This is a genomic window from Schinkia acidoalkalinis, assembly GCF_054301215.1.
Genome location: NZ_CP182573.1, coordinates 2,130,638 through 2,152,692 on the forward strand (window position 1 = coordinate 2,130,638; position 22,055 = coordinate 2,152,692).

Below are 22,055 nucleotides of genomic sequence, written 5' to 3' on the forward strand. Positions count from 1 at the left end.
ATACATTTTTATTGATTATACCATGATGTATTTGCCTATGACCTCTTTTACATCTTCATAAACTTTATTCTCAGACTGCTCCGCATTTATTTCAATTATTCGCTCCGGAAACCTTCTGAGAAGCAGTTTATAGCCTTCACGGACTTTATGGTGGAAGTCGATGGTCTCTAGGTCTAAACGATTAATTTCCCGTCCTTTATCCTTTGTAATACGTTCTAGACCCGTTTCGGGTGTAACATCTAGATACAACGTTAAGTGGGGCATATAACCATCAATGGCAAACTCATTGATTGAAAATACCTCTTCAACACCTAGGCCCCGTGCATGGCCTTGATAAGCCAAGCTGCTGTCTATGAAGCGGTCACATAATACAATTTGTCCACTTTTAAGCGCTGGAATGACCTTCTCTATTAGATGTTGCCGTCTTGCTGCCGCATACAACAATGCTTCCGTGCGTCCATCCATCATTGTATGACTTTTATCCAATATAATAGAACGGATTTTTTCTGCAATTTCAATTCCACCCGGTTCACGAGTTAAAATAACAGACAATCCCTTTTTTACCAAATCAACTTGAATCCGTTTAATAATCGTTGACTTCCCAGCACCTTCTGGGCCCTCAAATGTAATAAATAAACCTTTTCCCATAGTAATTCTCCTACAGTTTTATTTAAAATGGTATGATTCTGCAAGTATATTATTACATCTTAAATACCTCAAGTCCATTTTTAAAAATATCCTTCCCATTTTGGATGTATGCCCCAGTATTTATCAACACCCTTAGTTTCTCAACTTGTTGAATCATTATTTCTTCCCCTTCCATAATGAGTGGCACTCCTGGTGGATAAGGGATGATTGGTGCTGCTGCAATTCGGCCCACTGCTCTTCCGAGTGGAACCACTTCCTTTTTGTATTTTTTCATATCCTTATAGTTGATAGCCAAGTTTGAAATAACTGCATCATGGTTAATTGAGCTATATATCATTTTTAGGGGATTTGAATGTAAAGGTTTATGTTCGACTGCTCTTTTAAGTCTATCGGTAATGCTTGTCCAGTCATGAACCACGGCTAATGGTAAAACAAACAGGACGTTCAAGGGATCAGCAAGCTCTGTAAAAATGGACTGCTTTTCAAATTCCTGCTGCATGCCATACCCTGATAATTCACAATTGGTTTGAACAATGAGCTTTAATGGGTCACTGAAATAAGTATTGCTTTTGTTAGTGATGACTACAAGTTGTGGAATAGTTGCAAGTTGTTCTCGAAAATTATGAAGATGATCAATAATGCTCCTTTTTTCATTTTCGGTAATATGGGCTAAATAGTATCGGGCAATATCCAAGGACGCCATGATTGGATAGGATGGACTGCTTGATTGTACAACCTGCAGATAGTACTGAATTTGTTCTAGGTCAATCTTAGGACTATTCACATGAAGAAATGAGCCCATTGTCATCGCTGGTAATGTCTTATGCGCGGATTGTACTACAATATCGGCCCCTAATTGAACAGCAGAAGGAGGAAACGGGTCACCTAAAATGAAATGGGCACCATGTGCCTCATCTACAAGAACGATTAATCCATTGGCATGTGCTAGATTTATAATTTTCCGAAGTTCCTTTGAAACTATTCCGTAGTAGTTGGGTGATGTCAAAATGAGCGACTTAGCAAAAGGGTACTGCTTGATAGCCGCCTCAACCGTTTGATAGGAAACACTTGTAGCTATTTGCCCATCGCTGTCATATTCAGGGTTTAAAAATACAGGCTGAACATCTGCCAATTTTAAAGCATTCATTATCGATTTATGGCTATTGCGCTGAACTAAAACAGTATCATTTGCTTCACAGGTAGCTAATATCATTGTTAGATTACCTGCCGTTGACCCACCTACCAAAAAAAAGCTTTTCTCTACCTTATATAGTGCCGCAGCCAATTCCTGGGCTTCCTTAATCATTCCATTTGCAGAATGCAAGTCATCAAGTCCACTCAGCTCTGTTTGATCTACTTGTAAAAGTTCCTGAAAAACATTTTGTTTTAAGGATGGAAACACCGTGCTATTTTTATGGCCCGGAACATGAAATGAAATTGGATTTGTTTTTACGTGGTTTAATAGTCCATTATATAAAGGGAGTTCGTTCTGTTTCATAATATATCCTCGTTTCATATTATTCCCCATTATTTTAGCACAATGAAAAAACAGACCCTAAACTTGTTTGGATCTGTCGCTTATTTAATATGAAGCATTGGCTCGATTACCTTTTTTAGTTGAGTTAAATAATATTTGTATCTCACATCGCTTGTTTCTGTTGAAACAATTTCTTTCTCACATTCATCGCAAATGAATTGCGTATAAATATGAATGCCATTTTCTTTCTTTTGGTCACAAATAATGCACGTTTCCCCAACTGAATCATTATTTGCACCTGGTGTTGATTCAGAGTTCGAATTCGACTTTACATGATTTGAATCCATCCGGTTTCCACCTCCACAGCAACATTATCGCCATTGGATTTAAAATTTATACACTATTTCGAATAAACAAAACATTATATACAGAACCATAAGTAATAGTAATGCCATTTTATGAAAGGGATTATTTAATCGTGTCTGTCTAGGGGAAAAAGGAAAAAGCCTTACAATTGTCTAATTACACTATATTTTAGGGATTATTAACGTTTATTAAGGATTATTAGCTGCTGCTTTGGGTTTCTACTTAGCATTGCTAGTGACCATGCACTTGTTTTTTTGCTACTTTTGGGGTTCTACTTGGTCTTGCTAGTGACTGTGCAGTTGTTTTTTTGCTGCTTTTGGGTTCTACTTGGTCTTGCTAGTGACTGTGTATTTGATTTTATGCTACCTTTGGGCTCTACTTGGCTATGCTAGTGACCGCATACTTGGTTTTCCACCGCTTTCGGGCTCTATTTACCTTTGCCAGCGACCATTCACTTACATTTTTACTACCTCCGGCACCAATACTGCAAATGCTATGGTCTACAGAACTTTAACATAGCAAGTATTTTAGTTAATTTAATGCCGGTTATTGTTTGAAAAACATATTTACTGAATAAGAAAAATAACATACTTAAATATAAATTTTAAACACGAAAAAAGAGTAGCATATTCGCTACTCTACTCTTTTCTTTTGCTTGGCAACGTCCTACTCTCACAGGGGGACAGCCCCCAACTACCATCGGCGCTGAAGAGCTTAACTTCCGTGTTCGGAATGGGAACGGGTGTGGCCTCTTCGCTATCGCCACCAAACATATATTTAAATGAAGGTTGTTCCTTCAAAACTAGATAATCAAGATTCATATTTACCATGCATTGTCCAGCTCCAGCTCCCAACGACTAGTAAACTTCCGCTCATCTCCCTACGATAAGTCAACATCGACTCACTTTCGTTCGTCGTGTTTCCTTTATCTCAGTCGATGCGCTCCAGTTTTGTCGTGCGCTAAACGGTCGCTTCCGCTTTTCTTTTTGGTTAAGTCCTCGATCGATTAGTATCTGTCAGCTCCACGTATCGCTACGCTTCCACCTCAGACCTATCTACCTCATCGTCTCTGAGGGATCTTACTTCTTACGAATGGGAAATCTCATCTCGAGGGGGGCTTCATGCTTAGATGCTTTCAGCACTTATCCCGTCCGCACATAGCTACCCAGCGATGCCTTTGGCAAGACAACTGGTACACCAGCGGTGCGTCCATCCCGGTCCTCTCGTACTAAGGACAGCTCCTCTCAAATTTCCTGCGCCCACGACGGATAGGGACCGAACTGTCTCACGACGTTCTGAACCCAGCTCGCGTACCGCTTTAATGGGCGAACAGCCCAACCCTTGGGACCGACTACAGCCCCAGGATGCGATGAGCCGACATCGAGGTGCCAAACCTCCCCGTCGATGTGGACTCTTGGGGGAGATAAGCCTGTTATCCCCAGGGTAGCTTTTATCCGTTGAGCGATGGCCCTTCCATGCGGAACCACCGGATCACTAAGCCCGACTTTCGTCCCTGCTCGACTTGTAGGTCTCGCAGTCAAGCTCCCTTGTGCCTTTACACTCTGCGAATGATTTCCAACCATTCTGAGGGAACCTTTGGGCGCCTCCGTTACTCTTTGGGAGGCGACCGCCCCAGTCAAACTGCCCACCTGACACTGTCTCCCGCCCCGATCAGGGGCGTGGGTTAGAATTTCAATACAGCCAGGGTAGTATCCCACCGATGCCTCCACCGAAGCTGGCGCTCCGGCTTCTCAGGCTCCTACCTATCCTGTACAAGCTGTACCAAAATTCAATATCAGGCTGCAGTAAAGCTCCATGGGGTCTTTCCGTCCTGTCGCGGGTAACCTGCATCTTCACAGGTACTATGATTTCACCGAGTCTCTCGTTGAGACAGTGCCCAAGTCGTTACACCTTTCGTGCGGGTCAGAACTTACCTGACAAGGAATTTCGCTACCTTAGGACCGTTATAGTTACGGCCGCCGTTTACTGGGGCTTCGATTCAGAGCTTCTCCGTAAAGGATAACCCCTCCTCTTAACCTTCCAGCACCGGGCAGGTGTCAGCCCCTATACTTCGCCTTACGGCTTCGCAGAGACCTGTGTTTTTGCTAAACAGTCGCTTGGGCCTATTCACTGCGGCTCTCTCGCGCTTGCACGCTACCAGAGCACCCCTTCTCCCGAAGTTACGGGGTCATTTTGCCGAGTTCCTTAACGAGAGTTCTCTCGCGCATCTTAGGATTCTCTCCTCGCCTACCTGTGTCGGTTTGCGGTACGGGCACCTTCTACCTCGCTAGAAGCTTTTCTTGGCAGTGTGGAATCAGGAACTTCGGTACTATTTTCCCTCGCCATCACAGCTCAGCCTTTACAATGAGCGGATTTGCCTACTCATTAGCCTAACTGCTTGGACGCGCACAACCAACGGCGCGCTTACCCTATCCTACTGCGTCCCTCCATTGCTCAAACGGTAAAGAGGTGGTACAGGAATATCAACCTGTTGGCCATCGCCTACGCCTTTCGGCCTCGGCTTAGGTCCCGACTAACCCTGAGCGGACGAGCCTTCCTCAGGAAACCTTAGGCTTTCGATGGACAGGATTCTCACCTGTCTTTTCGCTACTCACACCGGCATTCTCACTTCTAAGCGCTCCACCAGTCCTTTCGGTCTAGCTTCAAAGCCCTTAGAACGCTCCCCTACCACTGACACGTAAGTGTCAATCCACAGCTTCGGTGGTACGTTTAGCCCCGTTACATTTTCGGCGCAGAGTCACTCGACCAGTGAGCTATTACGCACTCTTTAAATGGTGGCTGCTTCTAAGCCAACATCCTGGTTGTCTGGGCAACTCCACATCCTTTGCCACTTAACGTACACTTTGGGACCTTAGCTGGTGATCTGGGCTGTTTCCCTTTTGACCACGGACCTTATCACTCGTAGTCTGACTCCTAAGGATAAGTCTTTGGCATTCGGAGTTTGACTGAATTCGGTAACCCGATGGGGGCCCCTAGTCCAATCAGTGCTCTACCTCCAAGACTCTTACCTTAAGGCTAGCCCTAAAGCTATTTCGGGGAGAACCAGCTATCTCCAAGTTCGATTGGAATTTCTCCGCTACCCACACCTCATCCCCGCACTTTTCAACGTGCGTGGGTTCGGTCCTCCATCCAGTGTTACCTGGACTTCAACCTGGACATGGGTAGATCACCTGGTTTCGGGTCTACGACCACGTACTCTTAACGCCCTATTCAGACTCGCTTTCGCTGCGGCTCCGTCTCATCGACTTAACCTTGCACGGGATCGTAACTCGCCGGTTCATTCTACAAAAGGCACGCTGTCACCCTTGAATGGGCTCCAACTACTTGTAGGCACACGGTTTCAGGATCTCTTTCACTCCCCTTCCGGGGTGCTTTTCACCTTTCCCTCACGGTACTGGTTCACTATCGGTCACTAGGGAGTATTTAGCCTTGGGAGATGGTCCTCCCAGCTTCCGACGGGATTTCACGTGTCCCGCCGTACTCAGGATCCACTCAAGAGGGAACGAAGTTTCAGCTACAGGGCTGTTACCTTCTTTGGCTGGCCTTTCCAGACCACTTCACCTACTTCATTCCTTTATAACTCCGTATAGAGTGTCCTACAACCCCAAGAGGCAAGCCTCTTGGTTTGGGCTGTTTCCGTTTCGCTCGCCGCTACTAAGGAAATCGCATTTGCTTTCTCTTCCTCCGGGTACTTAGATGTTTCAGTTCCCCGGGTCTGCCTTCAATACCCTATGTATTCAGGTAAAGATACTGTCCCATTACGAACAGTGGGTTTCCCCATTCGGAAATCTCCGGATCAAAGCTTACTTACAGCTCCCCGAAGCATATCGGTGTTAGTCCCGTCCTTCATCGGCTCCTAGTGCCAAGGCATTCACCGTGCGCCCTTACTAACTTAACCTAAGATGATTGATTGAATCATCATGATTGTAATAAGAACTTTCTTACAGTAAATATGAATGTTTACGATTATCTAGTTTTCAAGGAACAAGTTCTGAGAGAAATGCTCTCTCAAAACTAAACAAAATGTCGAAGCGTACCTTATTTTCCTTAGAAAGGAGGTGATCCAGCCGCACCTTCCGATACGGCTACCTTGTTACGACTTCACCCCAATCATCTGTCCCACCTTAGGCGGCTGGCTCCAAAAGGTTACCCCACCGACTTCGGGTGTTACAAACTCTCGTGGTGTGACGGGCGGTGTGTACAAGGCCCGGGAACGTATTCACCGCGGCATGCTGATCCGCGATTACTAGCGATTCCGGCTTCATGTAGGCGAGTTGCAGCCTACAATCCGAACTGAGAATGGCTTTATGGGATTGGCTCCACCTCGCGGTCTTGCTTCCCTTTGTACCATCCATTGTAGCACGTGTGTAGCCCAGGTCATAAGGGGCATGATGATTTGACGTCATCCCCACCTTCCTCCGGTTTGTCACCGGCAGTCTCCCTAGAGTGCCCAACTGAATGCTGGCAACTAAGGACAAGGGTTGCGCTCGTTGCGGGACTTAACCCAACATCTCACGACACGAGCTGACGACAACCATGCACCACCTGTCACTCTGTCCCCGAAGGGAAAGTCCTATCTCTAGGATTGTCAGAGGATGTCAAGACCTGGTAAGGTTCTTCGCGTTGCTTCGAATTAAACCACATGCTCCACCGCTTGTGCGGGCCCCCGTCAATTCCTTTGAGTTTCAGTCTTGCGACCGTACTCCCCAGGCGGAGTGCTTAATGCGTTAGCTGCAGCACTGAAGGGCGGAAACCCTCCAACACTTAGCACTCATCGTTTACGGCGTGGACTACCAGGGTATCTAATCCTGTTTGCTCCCCACGCTTTCGCGCCTCAGCGTCAGTTACAGACCAAAGAGCCGCCTTCGCCACTGGTGTTCCTCCACATCTCTACGCATTTCACCGCTACACGTGGAATTCCGCTCTTCTCTTCTGCACTCAAGTTCCCCAGTTTCCAATGACCCTCCCCGGTTGAGCCGGGGGCTTTCACATCAGACTTAAAGAACCGCCTGCGCGCGCTTTACGCCCAATAAATCCGGACAACGCTTGCCACCTACGTATTACCGCGGCTGCTGGCACGTAGTTAGCCGTGGCTTTCTCGTTAGGTACCGTCAAGGTACCAGCAGTTAACTGATACTTGTTCTTCCCTAACAACAGAGCTTTACGACCCGAAGGCCTTCATCGCTCACGCGGCGTTGCTCCGTCAGACTTTCGTCCATTGCGGAAGATTCCCTACTGCTGCCTCCCGTAGGAGTCTGGGCCGTGTCTCAGTCCCAGTGTGGCCGATCACCCTCTCAGGTCGGCTACGCATCGTCGCCTTGGTGAGCCGTTACCTCACCAACTAGCTAATGCGCCGCGGGCCCATCTGTAAGTGATAGCCGAAACCATCTTTTATCATAAGACCATGTGGTCTTATGAGTTATCCGGTATTAGCTCCGGTTTCCCGAAGTTATCCCAGTCTTACAGGCAGGTTGCCCACGTGTTACTCACCCGTCCGCCGCTGAATCAGAGGAGCAAGCTCCTCGTCATCCGCTCGACTTGCATGTATTAGGCACGCCGCCAGCGTTCGTCCTGAGCCAGGATCAAACTCTCCAAAAAGTGTTTGATTGCTCAAAATTAAACTGACTTATGTTGAACTCAAAGGTTCAACTTTATTTGCACGCTTGACATTTTGTTTAGTTTTCAAAGATCATTTTATGTCGTCTTTATTATCTCATCGACATATTTTATTATACCAAACCACTTCGTGGAAGTCAATAACTTTTTTTGTTATTATTTTCTCTTCCGAGGCGACTTCTATTATTCTAAATTAATACAGACATAATGTCAATATTAATTTATTAAGATTACAAAATGAAACAACAGATTAATTCTTGTTTGTGAACATTTTGTGAACATCACTAACAGCGACTTTTATAATATACCACCACAAAACAAACGAGTCAACAAATTTCTACAAAATAATTCAACAAAAAAATCTGACCAAAAATATTGGTCAGACCCTTACAAAACGAATTGATCAATGGCAATTAATGCAGCCATACCAGGTATCCCTAACAATCCCGATACTGAGGCAGTTACCAAATTAATTGGAATATGAAATCCCATTAATGTTCCAATTGAATTTATGATAAATAGACCTAACGCACCAAGCATGATTCTGATTAGACCGCCGCCCACCATTCGTACTGGTTTGATTGGTGCACCTAATATTAATAGAAGGCCAATGATTCCCCCAAGAATAACGACAATCGTTGTTGGCTCAAATGCACTTACATCCATCAACCGCTTCCCCTTTCATAACTTTGTCCCAATTATCATTATCATTTTTATGATAGGGAAGCGTAAAAAAGAACAATAGCAGCTCTTTATTTATGTTCTGCTGTAAGACGGCGAATTTTTGCTTCTCTTACTAAATAAAAATATTTAGCTTCAGAAACCTTTAAATCATTTAACAGTTGTACATTTGTATCAATACTTTTTTCCATTAATTCTTTATTTCTCATCCACTCTACCTTCAATTCATTTAAGGCATCCCACAGTTTTTGATCTGTATCTCGTCTGAGTTTCCCTTTGCGTCGGAAAAACATCAAAAACTCCCCCTAATCCACTATAGTTCACGCCGTCCTTCTAATGCTTTTGAAAGAGTAACTTCGTCAGCATATTCCAAGTCTCCGCCAACCGGTAGTCCATGAGCAATCCTCGTAATGCGAATGCCCGAAGGTTTAATCAAACGTGAAATATACATGGCGGTCGCTTCCCCTTCAATATTAGGATTTGTTGCAAGAATGATTTCTTGTACTTCCTCATTTTGCAATCTTTTTAAAAGCTCAGCCACTTTTATATCCTCTGGCCCAATGCCATCCATCGGAGAAATAGCGCCGTGAAGAACATGGTAAAGACCGCGGTATTCCTTCATCTTTTCCATCGCGATAACGTCTTTAGGGTCTTGAACAACGCAAATGACACTGCGGTCACGGTACTGGTCGTCACAAATAGAGCATGGGTCATGATCCGTAATATTAAAACAAACAGAGCAATGTGTTAAATTTCTTTTAGCATTCACTAATGCCTTGCCGAACTCTAACACATCCTCTTCTTTCATTTTTAAGACAAAAAAAGCCAGACGAACGGCTGTTTTTGGACCGATACCTGGCAACTTCATAAAGCTATCTATAAGCTTCGCAATTGGTTCAGGGTAATGCATTCTTTTAATCTCCCCTAAAAAATTAGAATAAGCCCGGAATATTTAAACCTTGCGTAAATTTACCCATTGTTTGGGCTGTTTTTTCATCGACTTGCTTTAAAGCATCATTCGTTGCAGCCATGATTAAGTCTTGCAGCATTTCAATATCCTCAGGGTCTACTACTTCTTCTTTAATTTTAACTTCTTGTACGACCTTTCCACCAGTAACAGAAACAGTAACCATTCCACCACCGGCTGTTCCTTCAAATACCATTGCTACCAATTCTTCTTGTGACTGCTGCATTTGCTTTTGCATCTTTTGCATTTGTTTCATCATATTATTCATATTTCCCATTCCACCACGCATATAGTGAAACCTCCTTTAATCTTTTATTTCAATTAAATCAGAACCAAATAATTTCTTTGCTTCTGCTATTAATGGATCTTCTTCTGGTACCTCATCATTACTATCATTCTTTTGACGACGGATAAACTCCTCTTTTACAGTTTCCCATTCTTCAACTGTGATAGCGTTCATTTTTAACTCTTGTCCTGTTGTTTCTCTCAGGACTTTTTCAATTATATCACGTTTATTCGTTGATGCCATTTGACAATGGAAATCATGCTTAAACGCAAGGATGAAAGCTGTTTTTGACGCAGCAACTACTTTTGCATCTAATATCATCGCTTGAGCGGCAATTTCCCTCGCTTTTAAATTATCTAAAAATGAACCCCACTGACTTGATAGCCAATGTAAGTCTTGCTTAGAAGCTGTTTTTAACATTTCTTTTACTGGCCCTAGCGACTTTTTGGAGCCTCGCGCCGAGCCCGTTCTTTGAGGCTTTTTATCCCTAGCAGCTGAATTAGTCTCTACATTTTTTTGCATTTCTGCTGGTGGGCCATTTTTCTTCCACTCATTTAATTCATCTTCCAGCTGGTTGATCCGTGCAATAAGTGTTCCTATTTGTTCATTAGAGGTACTTATCTGCCCATCTGTTTGCTGGCATATCTTTACAAGCGCCAATTCAAGAAATACTTTTGGATGATTCGTCCATTTCATTTCTTGTTGGCTTTCATTAAGCTGCTCAATAATCTTATATAAATAATCAGCGGATGCTTCACTGGCTAGTTTTTTAAAAGCATCGTCAACAATCGCCCGCTCCATCATGCCCTCTAAGTTAGGTGCTGTTTGAAATAAAAGCATGTCTCTAAAATAAAAGATGAGATCCTCAATAAAGCGGTTCGGTTCTTTGCCGAGTTTAATCAGTTCATCGATTGCATGTAAAGCACTAGCAACATCCCGATTCAACAAGCTTTGGGCAGTTTCTACTAAAAATTGCTGTGAAACAGCTCCGGTTATTGATAATACATCATCGACGGTAACTTTATCCCCGCTAAAAGAAATCGCTTGGTCAAGCAGGCTTAAAGCATCCCGCATTCCACCTTCAGCTGCCTTCGCAATTAACGGCAACGCCTGTTCTTCCGTTTCAATATTATTTGAATCGGTAATTTCCTTCATCCGGTCGACCATTGCCCGAAGTGGAATCCGCTTGAATTCAAAGCGCTGACAACGGGAAATAATCGTAAGTGGGATTTTATGCGGCTCTGTCGTTGCCAATATAAAAATAACATGTTTCGGCGGCTCCTCTAATGTTTTCAACAATGCATTAAAAGCGCCAATAGAAAGCATATGAACTTCGTCGATTATATATACCTTATAACGAACAGAACTTGGTGCATATTTGACTTTATCACGAATATCACGAATTTCTTCAACGCCATTATTTGAGGCAGCGTCAATTTCAATTACATCCGATATGGAGCCATCTGTAATCCCTCTGCAAGCATCACACTCATTACAGGGCTCACTAATAGGCGCCCTTTCACAGTTAACAGCCTTTGCTAAAATCTTTGCAGCACTTGTTTTCCCTGTACCGCGTGGACCGGAAAATAAATAAGCATGGGAAAATTTTTCTTGAACTAGAGCATTTTGCAATGTTCTCGTGATATGTTCTTGACCGACTACATCATGAAACGTCTGCGGTCTCCACACCCGATATAAAGCTTGATAGGCCATTCCCATACCCCCTCGCAGGTCCATTATCATCAGTTTATTTCATACAAAATCATTATAACTGATATAACCCTTTTTTTCCAAAGTTAATAGAGCCTATCGGCAAAACGCAAAAAACCCACCAAAACGGTGAGTTCTTAAGTGCATATGTATATGCCGTGCACCTTCTGTCGATATGGCAACCATAAGCGTTACTTAAGCAGTTAGCTCGGCCCAGGCGACCCTACGGCACACGGGATGATCCACTTACTGCTGCTTCCTTCCGGACCTGACAGGGTTCGTGGGTTCCCGTTGCGTAGGACCCAGGCGTCAACACCACTTACTTAAGGCAGGCCTTACGGCTACCAACCTCGAGAAGGGATTCAGCCTCGCTACAGCGGATTGCGAGTACAGGGCACCGCTACCTCCCCGCCTAGCACGACTTCTTCAGTATATAGTGTTTTACTATAAAAATCAATAATCTAGGAGTGGTAATTGTTTGCTAACTTTTGCTGTTTCTTCTTTTCACGGAGCTGTTTAAAAAAATTACTTAATAACGCTGCACATTCACTTTCCAATACACCACTCGTTACCTCTGCAACATGGTTGAAACGGTCATCCTCAAGTAAATTCATAAGCGTCCCAGCACAACCACCCTTAGGATCTTTGGCACCATATACGACCCGGTCAACTCTCGACAAGACGATTGCCCCAGCACACATTGGGCAGGGCTCCAATGTTACATATAAAGTAGTCCCGGATAGCCGCCATGTTCCAAGTTGTTTGCATGCCTCATCAATTGCTAGAAGCTCAGCATGGGCTACTGACCTTTGTTCAGATTCCCTTACATTATACGCGCTGGAAATGATAACTCCGTCCTTGACAATCACCGCTCCGATCGGGACCTCGCCGATTGCTTCAGCTTTTTTTGCTTCATTTATTGCTGCTTTCATAAATTGTTCATCTAGATCACTCATTCATGTTCTCCTTTTATTACTGCTCCAGCCCCATTTTTCTGACGACGACATCATCGCGTAGCATCGTCCATATTGCCGGGTCTTCCAACGCCAATCTCCAAAGTGCCAAGCCTCTAATTCCTAAGCGGCTCGCAAGTCGTGCCTTTGCCAATATACTAGCGCGGTTTTCAAACCAAACTTCGTGGTCAACACCCTGTTCATCCTTGTAAGCAAACATTGGTGTTTGGGTCTCTTGATCAAAAATAACCTCTTTATTATACTTTTTCGCCAAATTCATTGCCATCTGATACGTTACATAAGAGGCACGACCCGTTTTTAGGTTAAAATCAAAGCCGAATACTGATACAGCCGCAATAATTTTTGACTTTGGCATCACTGTTGATGCGTATCTTAATACCTTTTCCATTCGTCCAATTGACACAACTGGGCCTGGGCCGCTTCCCGGCCAGCCGTGCTCATTATAAAGCATAATAACAAACTGGTCTGTTGGTTGATGAATATTGGGGTAGTCGAAAGGTTTGGCAAATACGCTTGGATCATTTGGTCCTGTTTTCGATGGAACAGCAGTTGAGAAGAAATAGCCACGCTCACCCAAAACACGGCCAATTACACGATACAGCTGTGTCAATCGGTCGCGGTCCTCTTCCAATACATCTTCAATATCGATATCAACACCATCCAACCCATATCTCTCAATCAGCCTGACTAAATTAAAAGCAAAAGCATTCATATTTTGCTCAGATGATACAAGTTCGTGAATAATTTGCTTTGCTAATTCTACACCCTCATCGTACAAGAGATTATGGACAGTCGCCAGCATTTTAACATTATGACGGTGGCCAATTCTGACTAGATTGCTAATCTCATCATCCGAAAACTCACCAAACTTATCAATTGTAGTTGGATTATCGCGGCTAATTCTAAATAGGAACAAACCGCCTTGTGAAATTTGCTCGATATTTCTAACAAATGACTGAAAAGAGCTTGGCAACGTCGGTCCTTCCTGTAATGTATAGTAACCCAAATTTTGAATAATTGGCTTTGAACCATCATAAGCACGTAGCGTTGTCACTGTTTTTGAAATCCAGCCTGGATTGCCATTAAATAATGCAACTTTATACCAGTCACCCTGCACACCTAATAACGGCAGCCTTGCCCCCCGGTCCATTTGTGCGATGACTGTAGAAGAAGCACCCGGTCTTTGCCGGACGTTAGCCACATCGGCATTGACAACAACCTCGGAAAAAACAGGAATAATCAGCATTTGACCAACAGATAAACCTGCACTCGTCAAATTATTTAAAGCCATAATACTTTCCGCTGTTGTGTTAAATTTGGTGGCAATAGTATATAAGGTATCACCGGATTTCACTTTATAATCGGTTTGTCTTTCGTAATTCTCCGAAACTTTAAGTCTTTGACCAATATAAATGGTGTTGGAGTACAAATTATTTAATCTTTTCATTTCCTCTACATCGGTATCAAAACGCTCGGAAAGAGATTGTAAAGAGTCACCAGCTTCAACCATATAATACGAAACATCATGTTCTTCAGGAATAACAAGCGGTTGATTAATGTAAATCGTATCATCATTTAAACGATTCATTCTCACTAACTCTTCCATAGCCATCCCAAACCTCGTAGCAATCGTATAAAGGCTATCGCCTGGCTGAACATAATATATATTGATCTCAGAATTTGATCGAATCGTTAATGGTTGGCCAATATAAATTAAATTAGACGTTAATTGATTTTCCTCTCTAATACTTTCAATAGAAGTGTTAAACTGTTGGGCAATTGAAGATAATGATTCTCCAGGTTGCACTACATATCTTATTTGCCGAAAATTCATTCGAGCCTCATCCCCCTCACCTAGACATCTATACCACTATATGCAGGTGTGGGTTATGATGACAAAAAAAGAACTGCCACAAAGTAACAGTCCTAAAACATAGGATTAAACAGCAAAATATACCTTTTCATTATCCCGCATAAATTTACTTTCCAACTCATAAGCCGGTAACGGTTTACTAAACAAATAGCCCTGACCACAATCACATTGATATTGTCTTAAATAGCGAAGTTGGTCAATTTCCTCTATCCCTTCTGCAACAACCTTCATCTTTAAAGACTTTGCCAATGAAATAATGGCATTTGTCATCATTGAGGAAGTAAAGCGATTCCTGCTTCCGATTTCATCAATAAACGACTTATCAATTTTGATGACATCAGCAGGCAGTAAATCCAAATATTTTAATGAGCTATACCCCGTTCCAAAGTCGTCAATAGCGATGCTGACACCAATAGCTTTTAATGAATATAACTGCTTCATGATGACTTCTTCAGTCAACATTGATATGCTTTCGGTGATCTCAATTTCTAAAAATTGTGCCTCTAGCTGCGTTTCATGTAAGATCCGTTCAATCATCGCCACCATATTCGGCTGCTTAAATTGATAGGCTGACATATTAACCGCCATTATAAATTCAGAATAGCCTTCATCATGCCATTTTTTATTTTGAACACAAGCCTCTCGAAGTGCCCACTCACCAATTGGATTGATAAGCCCCGTCTCTTCAGCTAGCGGTATAAATTCGGCCGGAGAAATCATCCCCATTTTTGGATGATTCCAGCGGATTAACGCCTCACAACCAACAATCTCCTCAGTCTTCAAATTGATTTTCGGCTGATAATAAAGAATAAACTCCTCATTTTCGACAGCCTTACGAAGTTCCAATTCCAGTTCCATGATTCTAGCCGATTTTTCTTTCATATGAGGCTCATAAAATGAATAATCGTCTTTTCCCTTATCCTTAGACCAGTACATGGCGACATCAGCATTCTTCATTAGTGTCTCCATATCATGACCATGCTCTGGATAAATACTGATTCCTACACTACACGTGATTAAAATTTCTTTTTGTTCAATCACATATGGCTGTTTAATTCGTTCGATCATTTCCTCGGTAAGCCTTTCAATGGCCTCCCGACCGTTATATTTTACTAAAATTGTAAACTCATCGCCGCCTTGACGAGAAACAACCGCATCTGAATCAACCAATTCTTTTAAGCGTCGAGCAACAGATTTAATAAGCCTATCACCAATGTTATGGCCTAATGTATCATTAATGTATTTAAATCTGTCCAAATCGATGAATAGAACTGCGACACTTTCCCTTCTATCAATAGCCTGTTGTAATTCATACTCGAATGTTCGGCGATTTGATAATTGTGTTAAGTGGTCATGCGTCGCTAATAGGCGAATTTCATTTTCTGCTTCTTTTCTAGCCGTGATGTCATTTCTAATCGTTAGGAATTGATAGGGCTCCCCTTTGCTATTTATAAATGGCACAATTATAGTTTGTGCCCAATAATAACTGCCATCCTTCGCCTTATTTTTAATTTGGCCCTCCCAAACCTGACCTCGTATAATCGTAGTCCACATGTTTTTATAAAATTCTTTTGAATGATGACCAGATTGCAACACGCGATGTGTCTTACCAATTACTTCTTCTGGTTTATACTTTGCTAGATTGCAGAATTTATCATTTACGTAAAGTAATTTTCCACTTCGATCAACAACTTCAACAATACTTGAAACATCTAGAGCAGACCTAATATTAGTGAGCTCATTATATATATTCTCAGCCTTATTGATGGATTGAACCTTTTCGGTAATATCCTTAAATAAAACCATTTCACATTTTTCACCGAGCAAATTAACTGGAATTAATACAATTTCAAGATCCACTTCACTGCCATCAATACAATTGCATCTTTCCTCCATCAATTCATCCGTTTTTATTTCAGCTTTTATATCTGGTTTAATAAAATCAAAAACACTTTTGCCTACCATTTCATCACTGCTTAAAGCCCCGAATGTTTGTATACCCACCTTATTAATGAAGCTTATTTTATTATCTTTAAGTGTCATAATTCCCATTGGGGAATGCTCTATCAGCATTCGGTATTTTCTTTCACTATTTTTAATATTAGTAAATAGGCGCCAAATTACGAATAAGACAATAATTAATAACAGGTTTATAAAAATAAGAATAATTTTTTCTGCATTTAACCCTTGAAAATTTTCCTGACCTTCCTCTTCAATAGTGCTAACAAGCACATCTAAGCTCGCGATTTCTTCTTTGCTCTTAGCATTAATATTGGTAAGGATTATTTTTTGACTAGCTGTATCTGGTGTAAGTAAAAGTAACGTATAGTTTTCTTTCAAATCACTCCAAATTTCTTTAGAATGATTGAATTGATTACGAATCTCCTCATTATTATTAATTAGTTGCTGCAGATGTTCGCGGCCATTTTGGATATTATGGAGACCTTGTTCAAATTCTTGAATAGCCTGCTGAAGTTCAGTTCGACTCTCATCACTTTCCATGAAAGCAATTTGAATAGCAATCTTATTCAGCCTTTCCGCCAACAACCGTTCACGGCCCGCAACATTGATCATATGAGAAGTATCTTCCTTCTCCAAAAGAGTATTCGATAGAATATAATAAATCCCTATACTTATGGAAAATAGTAGAAATATAAAAATTCCAATTTTAAAATACATTGACTTGAAAGATGAAAAGCCAGCCATCCATTCACCCGCCTTTTCAAATGATGGTACCCATAGAGAAAATATAATTCTTTTTTACTAGCTGAACTGTGATGCTTTTCACTGAAAGTTAGTAAACTTTACGGTAATGAGATGATTGTCGGAAATTCGACAAAATACTACAAATCCCCTTCAAATTAAAACGCCAGTAGGATGTAAAACCCGCCGGCGTTGAAATTTCCCCCGCTTATCCCTTTGACTTGCCCCACCGTCTTTCCCTTAAACGGTCAACGATTGTAATGTCTCGTTTATGAGCCATTTCCTTTTCTGTAAATAAATCTTCCTTTTCCTTTACAGTTTCTTCCTTCATTTCTAATTCTGGATTATTGTATTTTTCGTGGATTAAGTTTCGAATAAGCTGACTTTGACTAATTGGCGCCTGAAACTTTTGAAAGTGCTGCTCCCTTAGCTGCTCAATTTTTTGCAATTCTTCCTGAGAAACTCGTAATGTAATAGTCTTGTACACGGTCATCCCTCCTAGTTAAAGAATAATATTCTTCTACTAAAAAGTGCGTCGGTTCATGATGCTAATTTTTAACTATTATCATGGGATATTGTCGATTATTACGGTTTATTAGGATGGAAAGTGCTTGATATACAGAAAAAAAAGGCCTACTCAAAATAAATTGAGTAAGCTTCTATTTCACATAATTACGTAGTTTACCGATATTTTCAACTTCTACTGTTACAATGTCTCCTGATTTCATTGGACAACTGCCGGAAGGTGAACCTGTAGCCAAAACATCCCCTGGCTCCAATGTCATAACATTTGAAATCCAACTGATAAGATAAGGAATGGAAAGGGACATCTGATTCGTATTGCCTTCTTGTACGACTTTATCGTTTAAAGTTGTAACGATATTTAAATTAGTTGGATCCAAACCTGTTACAATCCACGGACCCAACGGGCCAAATGTGTCAAAGCCTTTGCCTCTTGTAAATTGCGGATCAGTTTTTGTTAAATCTCTTGCAGTTACATCATTAAAGATTGTACAGCCAAAAACATAATCCAATGCCTCTTCTTCCTTTATATTTTTACCGCGTTTTCCAATAATGAGGGCCACTTCACCCTCCATTTCCACTTGCTCCGTTAAATTGCTAGAGGGAAGGATGATTTCACCCTCATTTGGAATCAAGGAAGATGCCGGTTTTAAAAACAAAAAGGGTTCTTTGAGGTTTGCCTTTCCCCCGGTTTCTTTTGCGTGTTCAGCATATGTCCAACCAAAGTTAACCACTTTTTGGGGTTTTACAGGCTCCAATATCTTTACATCTTCAACCTTGACCCTTACACCATCGAACTTTAACTCATTGTTTGCAATTTCTTTAAAGTTACTGGATAATTGTAGGATTTCCCCGTCTTCAATAATCCCGTAGTATACTCTACCATTTTGATTCTGATAACGAACGATCGTTTGTGTTCGTTGCAATAACTTCATACTCATACCATACCATCCTCATTTATTTATAAATATTCCTTACTCAGCATACACGTCTAAATTCCCGGTTTCAATTCCACTTTTTTCTAATGATGGCATGTTTTATTGACTAAAACAAGCTTTTAATCCATTTTATAATACTTATACTAAAATATATGTCAAAAGTTGCAACTCTCCTTAAAAAATTTTTAAAAAAATTGTACCTGCGACTCCTTGCTAAACTTTTAACAAAAAGCGACAAGCACTTATGAATCTACCCCAAACCATAATACTCGCAAACGACATTCCCCACTGCCTTGGCAGCAACTATCAAAGCATCCTCGTCAATATCGAATTTCGGGTGATGGTTAAAATAAGGCTCTTTTACCCCTTTTGGCGTACAGCCAATGTAGAAATAACAGCCCGGAATTTTTTCTAAATAATAGGCAAAGTCATCGGATGGCGACATCATTGGGTACTCAGTAACCTTTTTAATATCCGGGTCGTCCGCGCTCTCAAGACTCTTCCTGACAATTTCCGTTGCTTCCGGGTCATTATAAAGCGGCGGATAATCAGCGGTGTAGGTTAACTCGCACTCCACACCGAATTCGGCTTCAATTCCGCCAACAATCCGGCGCACCTCCTTCTCAATGATTGCCTGTGTTTCGGTATTCATGTAACGAATATCTCCTTCCAGCTCCACCCGATCTTTGATGACATTAAAGGTACCTTTGCCATCAAAGGAACCAATCGTAATAACGCCCATCTCATGTGGATTTAAGCGGCGGCTGATAATGGTCTGCACAGCGGTCACAAAATAAGCACCGGCGACAATCGCATCGTTTGCTTTATGCGGGGAGGAGCCGTGTCCGCCAACACCTTGAATCCCCAGCTTTAAAAAAGATCTTCCGGCCATTGAGAAACCGCTATGATAACCGACATTGCCTGCTGGGTCCATTGGAAGCAAGTGAATGCCAAAAATATTTTCGACATCATCCAATACTCCTGACTCAACAATGCTTTTGGCACCGCCGGGTGGCACTTCTTCTGCATGTTGGTGGATGATTTTGATTGTACCTGGAATTTCATCCTTTAATTGAATCAGACAATCGGCCAGAATCAGTAAATAAGCCGTATGCCCATCATGAGCACACGCATGCATGACGCCCTCATTCTTTGACTTAAAAGGAAGCTCTGTCTCTTCTTTAATCGGCAGGGCATCGAAATCCGCTCTCAAGGCAATGGTTTTTCCCGGCTTTCCTCCCTTAATTGTCACAATAATCCCATGTCCATTCCCTACATTTCGCTCGACCCCAACATCTTTTCCTTTATAAAAATCAGCAATGTATTGTGCAGTTTTTTCTTCTTTAAACGAAAGTTCCGGATATTCATGTAAATATCTGCGAATTTTACTCATTTCCTCTTTACGGGATGCTAGCATTTCCATTAGTTGTTTTCTCATATTTAACCCCCAAAAATTTTACTTTTACGGTAAAAGCCAACCCGGTTATTCCAATACAGGTGTCGGTACCGGTGTGGATCTTTTTGTCTCCTTCTTGCCGGCACTTTCTGGTACCATCACCATAATGGACAGTAAGGAAAGAATACCGAAGATGACATTTGTAATGATCCCTCCTGTAGCAGCGGCATCCACACTTGCAATTGAATCAATCACGCCATAAACCGCTGCTGAAATCGCCACCCCAAAGGAGCCTCCAAGAGAACTCGCCATTTTATAAAGTCCCGATGCTTCCCCGACTTTATTCGAAGGCGCATTGGAAACGGCAGTATCGGTAGAAGGTGTTGCATAAATTCCAAGCCCAAGACCGAATAAGGCAAAGCCAATAAAGACTATAACCGTATAAATGATTCCTGATAAAAAGGTTAAACCCATCAGTGCCACCCCTACAGTGGAGATGATGGAACCCCAAACCATCGGTGATTTCGCTCCTACCTTTTGTAAAATTTTCTCGCCAACACGAATCATTGCTAATACAGCAACTAAATAACCAAGAGATAACATCCCGGATTGAAAAGAGGTAAATCCTCTACCCACTTGAACGTACGTATTCGCTACGACAAGTGTTCCAGCTATGGCATTTAATAAGAAATTTGAAACTGTTGCACCTGTATATGGTTTATTTTTAAACAAGGCAAAATCAACCAGCGCATGTTCCTTTGTTTTTTCTACCCTAATGAAAATAAATAAGCCAATGAGTGTAACGGCAGCTAGACCTAGCGTTAACGGGCTTGTCCAGCCGAAATCTCCACCGCGGGTAATGACAAGGTTTAAAGCAAGCATGGTAATGGCGAAAATAGCCAGCCCTCCAAAATCAAACTTGAATTTGCCTGTTTCTTCCCCCTTGCTTTCCGGGGTATCTTTAATCAGCCACATAGCTAAAAGTGCAAAAATAATGGAAAAGATGAAAATCCACCGCCACCCCATGTAAGTGGCAATGGCACCGCCGGCAAAAGAACATACACCAGAGCCTCCCCAAGAACCAATCGACCAAAAACTTAAGGCCCGCTGCCGCTCTTTGCCTTCAAAGTACGCATTCATTAAAGCAATGGTTGCCGGCATAATACACGCAGCTGAAAGACCTTGAATCACACGGCCGATGGTTAACAGCACAGCCCCAGTTGCCAGAACGAGACAAAGCGATCCGATTACACTTAAAATCAAACCCAAATAAGTCATTTTCTTGCGCCCAACCTTATCACCGATTCCACCGGCAGCAACGATAAACATCCCCGAGAATAAAGCCGTTAAACTAATGGCTACATTTAATGGTCCCAAGGAAATGCCTAAATCCTTTTGAACGGCCGGAACAACATTAACCATAGCTTGTGCAAACAGCCAAAATGTAATAACGCCAAAGACAATACCGGTAATCATCCTGTTTGTCCCTTTATAGCTTGCCTCCATATCTGAACCTCCTAAAAAGCTTTATTATGGTCGAATTTAGGATTCCAGACTTTTATGTTATTTATTACAAATCCGCCGCCATGCAGAGGCTAAAATTCAGCAACTTTGTAATAGGTAGTATAGGAAAGACAAAAAAACCCTTGCTAGGCAAGGGTTTAGTGAGCGGCCCCGAGAGGAGTCGAACCTCCGACGCACGGTTTAGGAAATTGCTAACTTGTGTTTTGGAAAGTTAGGTGAACTTTGGAAATATTGATTTATTAGGGTTTTATATGAATGATTTAAAGTTTATTTAGGTTGTTTTTGGGGACATTTTGTAAAGTTTGTCCCCAAAGTGTCCCCAACATTTTCATTTGTTAATAGTCCTAAATTTT

The 22,055-nt window shown here is 42.0% G+C and carries 15 protein-coding genes, 3 rRNA genes and 1 other RNA gene; all 19 read right to left on the reverse strand.

Features of this window, described 5'->3' with window-relative positions; all coding sequences use genetic code 11:
- Positions 1 to 15 precede the first annotated feature (15 nt).
- Positions 16 to 648, reverse strand: coding sequence for a dTMP kinase (tmk, locus tag ACNQFZ_RS11225; protein ID WP_458411438.1), 633 nt, complete (start codon positions 646 to 648; stop codon positions 16 to 18).
- Positions 649 to 700: 52 nt separating this feature from the next.
- On the reverse strand, positions 701 to 2,146 hold the full coding sequence (locus ACNQFZ_RS11230; protein WP_458411439.1) for an aminotransferase class I/II-fold pyridoxal phosphate-dependent enzyme: 1,446 nt from the start codon (positions 2,144 to 2,146) through the stop codon (positions 701 to 703).
- A gap of 80 nt (positions 2,147 to 2,226) precedes the next feature.
- Positions 2,227 to 2,472: a sigma factor G inhibitor Gin gene (locus ACNQFZ_RS11235; protein WP_458411440.1), complete on the reverse strand. Its 246-nt coding sequence runs from the start codon at positions 2,470 to 2,472 to the stop codon at positions 2,227 to 2,229.
- A gap of 672 nt (positions 2,473 to 3,144) precedes the next feature.
- A 5S ribosomal RNA gene (gene rrf / locus ACNQFZ_RS11240) occupies positions 3,145 to 3,261 on the reverse strand.
- Positions 3,262 to 3,477: 216 nt separating this feature from the next.
- A 23S ribosomal RNA gene (locus ACNQFZ_RS11245) occupies positions 3,478 to 6,410 on the reverse strand.
- 153 nt (positions 6,411 to 6,563) lie between these two features.
- Positions 6,564 to 8,110 (reverse strand): 16S ribosomal RNA (locus ACNQFZ_RS11250).
- Together the 16S, 23S and 5S rRNA genes form the textbook arrangement of a ribosomal RNA operon.
- 405 nt (positions 8,111 to 8,515) lie before the next feature.
- On the reverse strand, positions 8,516 to 8,794 hold the full coding sequence (locus tag ACNQFZ_RS11255) for a pro-sigmaK processing inhibitor BofA family protein (protein WP_458411441.1): 279 nt from the start codon (positions 8,792 to 8,794) through the stop codon (positions 8,516 to 8,518).
- 86 nt (positions 8,795 to 8,880) lie between these two features.
- Entirely contained in the window at positions 8,881 to 9,102 is a 222-nt protein-coding gene (locus tag ACNQFZ_RS11260) for a YaaL family protein (protein ID WP_458411442.1), read from the reverse strand.
- 20 nt (positions 9,103 to 9,122) lie between these two features.
- Positions 9,123 to 9,719: a recombination mediator RecR gene (gene recR / locus ACNQFZ_RS11265; RefSeq protein ID WP_458411443.1), complete on the reverse strand. Its 597-nt coding sequence runs from the start codon at positions 9,717 to 9,719 to the stop codon at positions 9,123 to 9,125.
- Between the two features lie 22 nt (positions 9,720 to 9,741).
- Positions 9,742 to 10,065 (reverse strand): YbaB/EbfC family nucleoid-associated protein, encoded by a 324-nt coding sequence (locus tag ACNQFZ_RS11270; protein ID WP_458411444.1) that lies wholly within the window; start codon positions 10,063 to 10,065, stop codon positions 9,742 to 9,744.
- Between the two features lie 15 nt (positions 10,066 to 10,080).
- Positions 10,081 to 11,775, reverse strand: a complete 1,695-nt coding sequence (gene dnaX / locus ACNQFZ_RS11275) for a DNA polymerase III subunit gamma/tau (protein WP_458411445.1) — start codon at positions 11,773 to 11,775, stop codon at positions 10,081 to 10,083.
- A 153-nt stretch (positions 11,776 to 11,928) separates the two neighbouring features.
- Positions 11,929 to 12,193: signal recognition particle sRNA large type (gene ffs / locus ACNQFZ_RS11280), an RNA gene on the reverse strand.
- Between the two features lie 40 nt (positions 12,194 to 12,233).
- The gene (tadA, locus tag ACNQFZ_RS11285; protein ID WP_458411446.1) at positions 12,234 to 12,728 is read right to left on the reverse strand and encodes a tRNA adenosine(34) deaminase TadA; all 495 of its coding nucleotides are present in this window, start codon (positions 12,726 to 12,728) and stop codon (positions 12,234 to 12,236) included.
- Between the two features lie 16 nt (positions 12,729 to 12,744).
- Positions 12,745 to 14,580: a LysM peptidoglycan-binding domain-containing protein gene (locus ACNQFZ_RS11290; RefSeq protein WP_458411447.1), complete on the reverse strand. Its 1,836-nt coding sequence runs from the start codon at positions 14,578 to 14,580 to the stop codon at positions 12,745 to 12,747.
- Between the two features lie 105 nt (positions 14,581 to 14,685).
- The gene (locus ACNQFZ_RS11295; RefSeq protein ID WP_458411448.1) at positions 14,686 to 17,325 is read right to left on the reverse strand and encodes an EAL domain-containing protein; all 2,640 of its coding nucleotides are present in this window, start codon (positions 17,323 to 17,325) and stop codon (positions 14,686 to 14,688) included.
- 205 nt (positions 17,326 to 17,530) lie between these two features.
- Positions 17,531 to 17,809, reverse strand: a complete 279-nt coding sequence (locus ACNQFZ_RS11300; RefSeq protein WP_458411449.1) for a hypothetical protein — start codon at positions 17,807 to 17,809, stop codon at positions 17,531 to 17,533.
- A 172-nt stretch (positions 17,810 to 17,981) separates the two neighbouring features.
- Positions 17,982 to 18,785, reverse strand: coding sequence for a fumarylacetoacetate hydrolase family protein (locus tag ACNQFZ_RS11305; RefSeq protein ID WP_458411450.1), 804 nt, complete (start codon positions 18,783 to 18,785; stop codon positions 17,982 to 17,984).
- A gap of 247 nt (positions 18,786 to 19,032) precedes the next feature.
- Positions 19,033 to 20,220: a M20 family metallopeptidase gene (locus ACNQFZ_RS11310; RefSeq protein ID WP_458411451.1), complete on the reverse strand. Its 1,188-nt coding sequence runs from the start codon at positions 20,218 to 20,220 to the stop codon at positions 19,033 to 19,035.
- A gap of 45 nt (positions 20,221 to 20,265) precedes the next feature.
- Positions 20,266 to 21,684: an MFS transporter gene (locus tag ACNQFZ_RS11315; protein ID WP_458411452.1), complete on the reverse strand. Its 1,419-nt coding sequence runs from the start codon at positions 21,682 to 21,684 to the stop codon at positions 20,266 to 20,268.
- Positions 21,685 to 22,055: the final 371 nt, after the last annotated feature.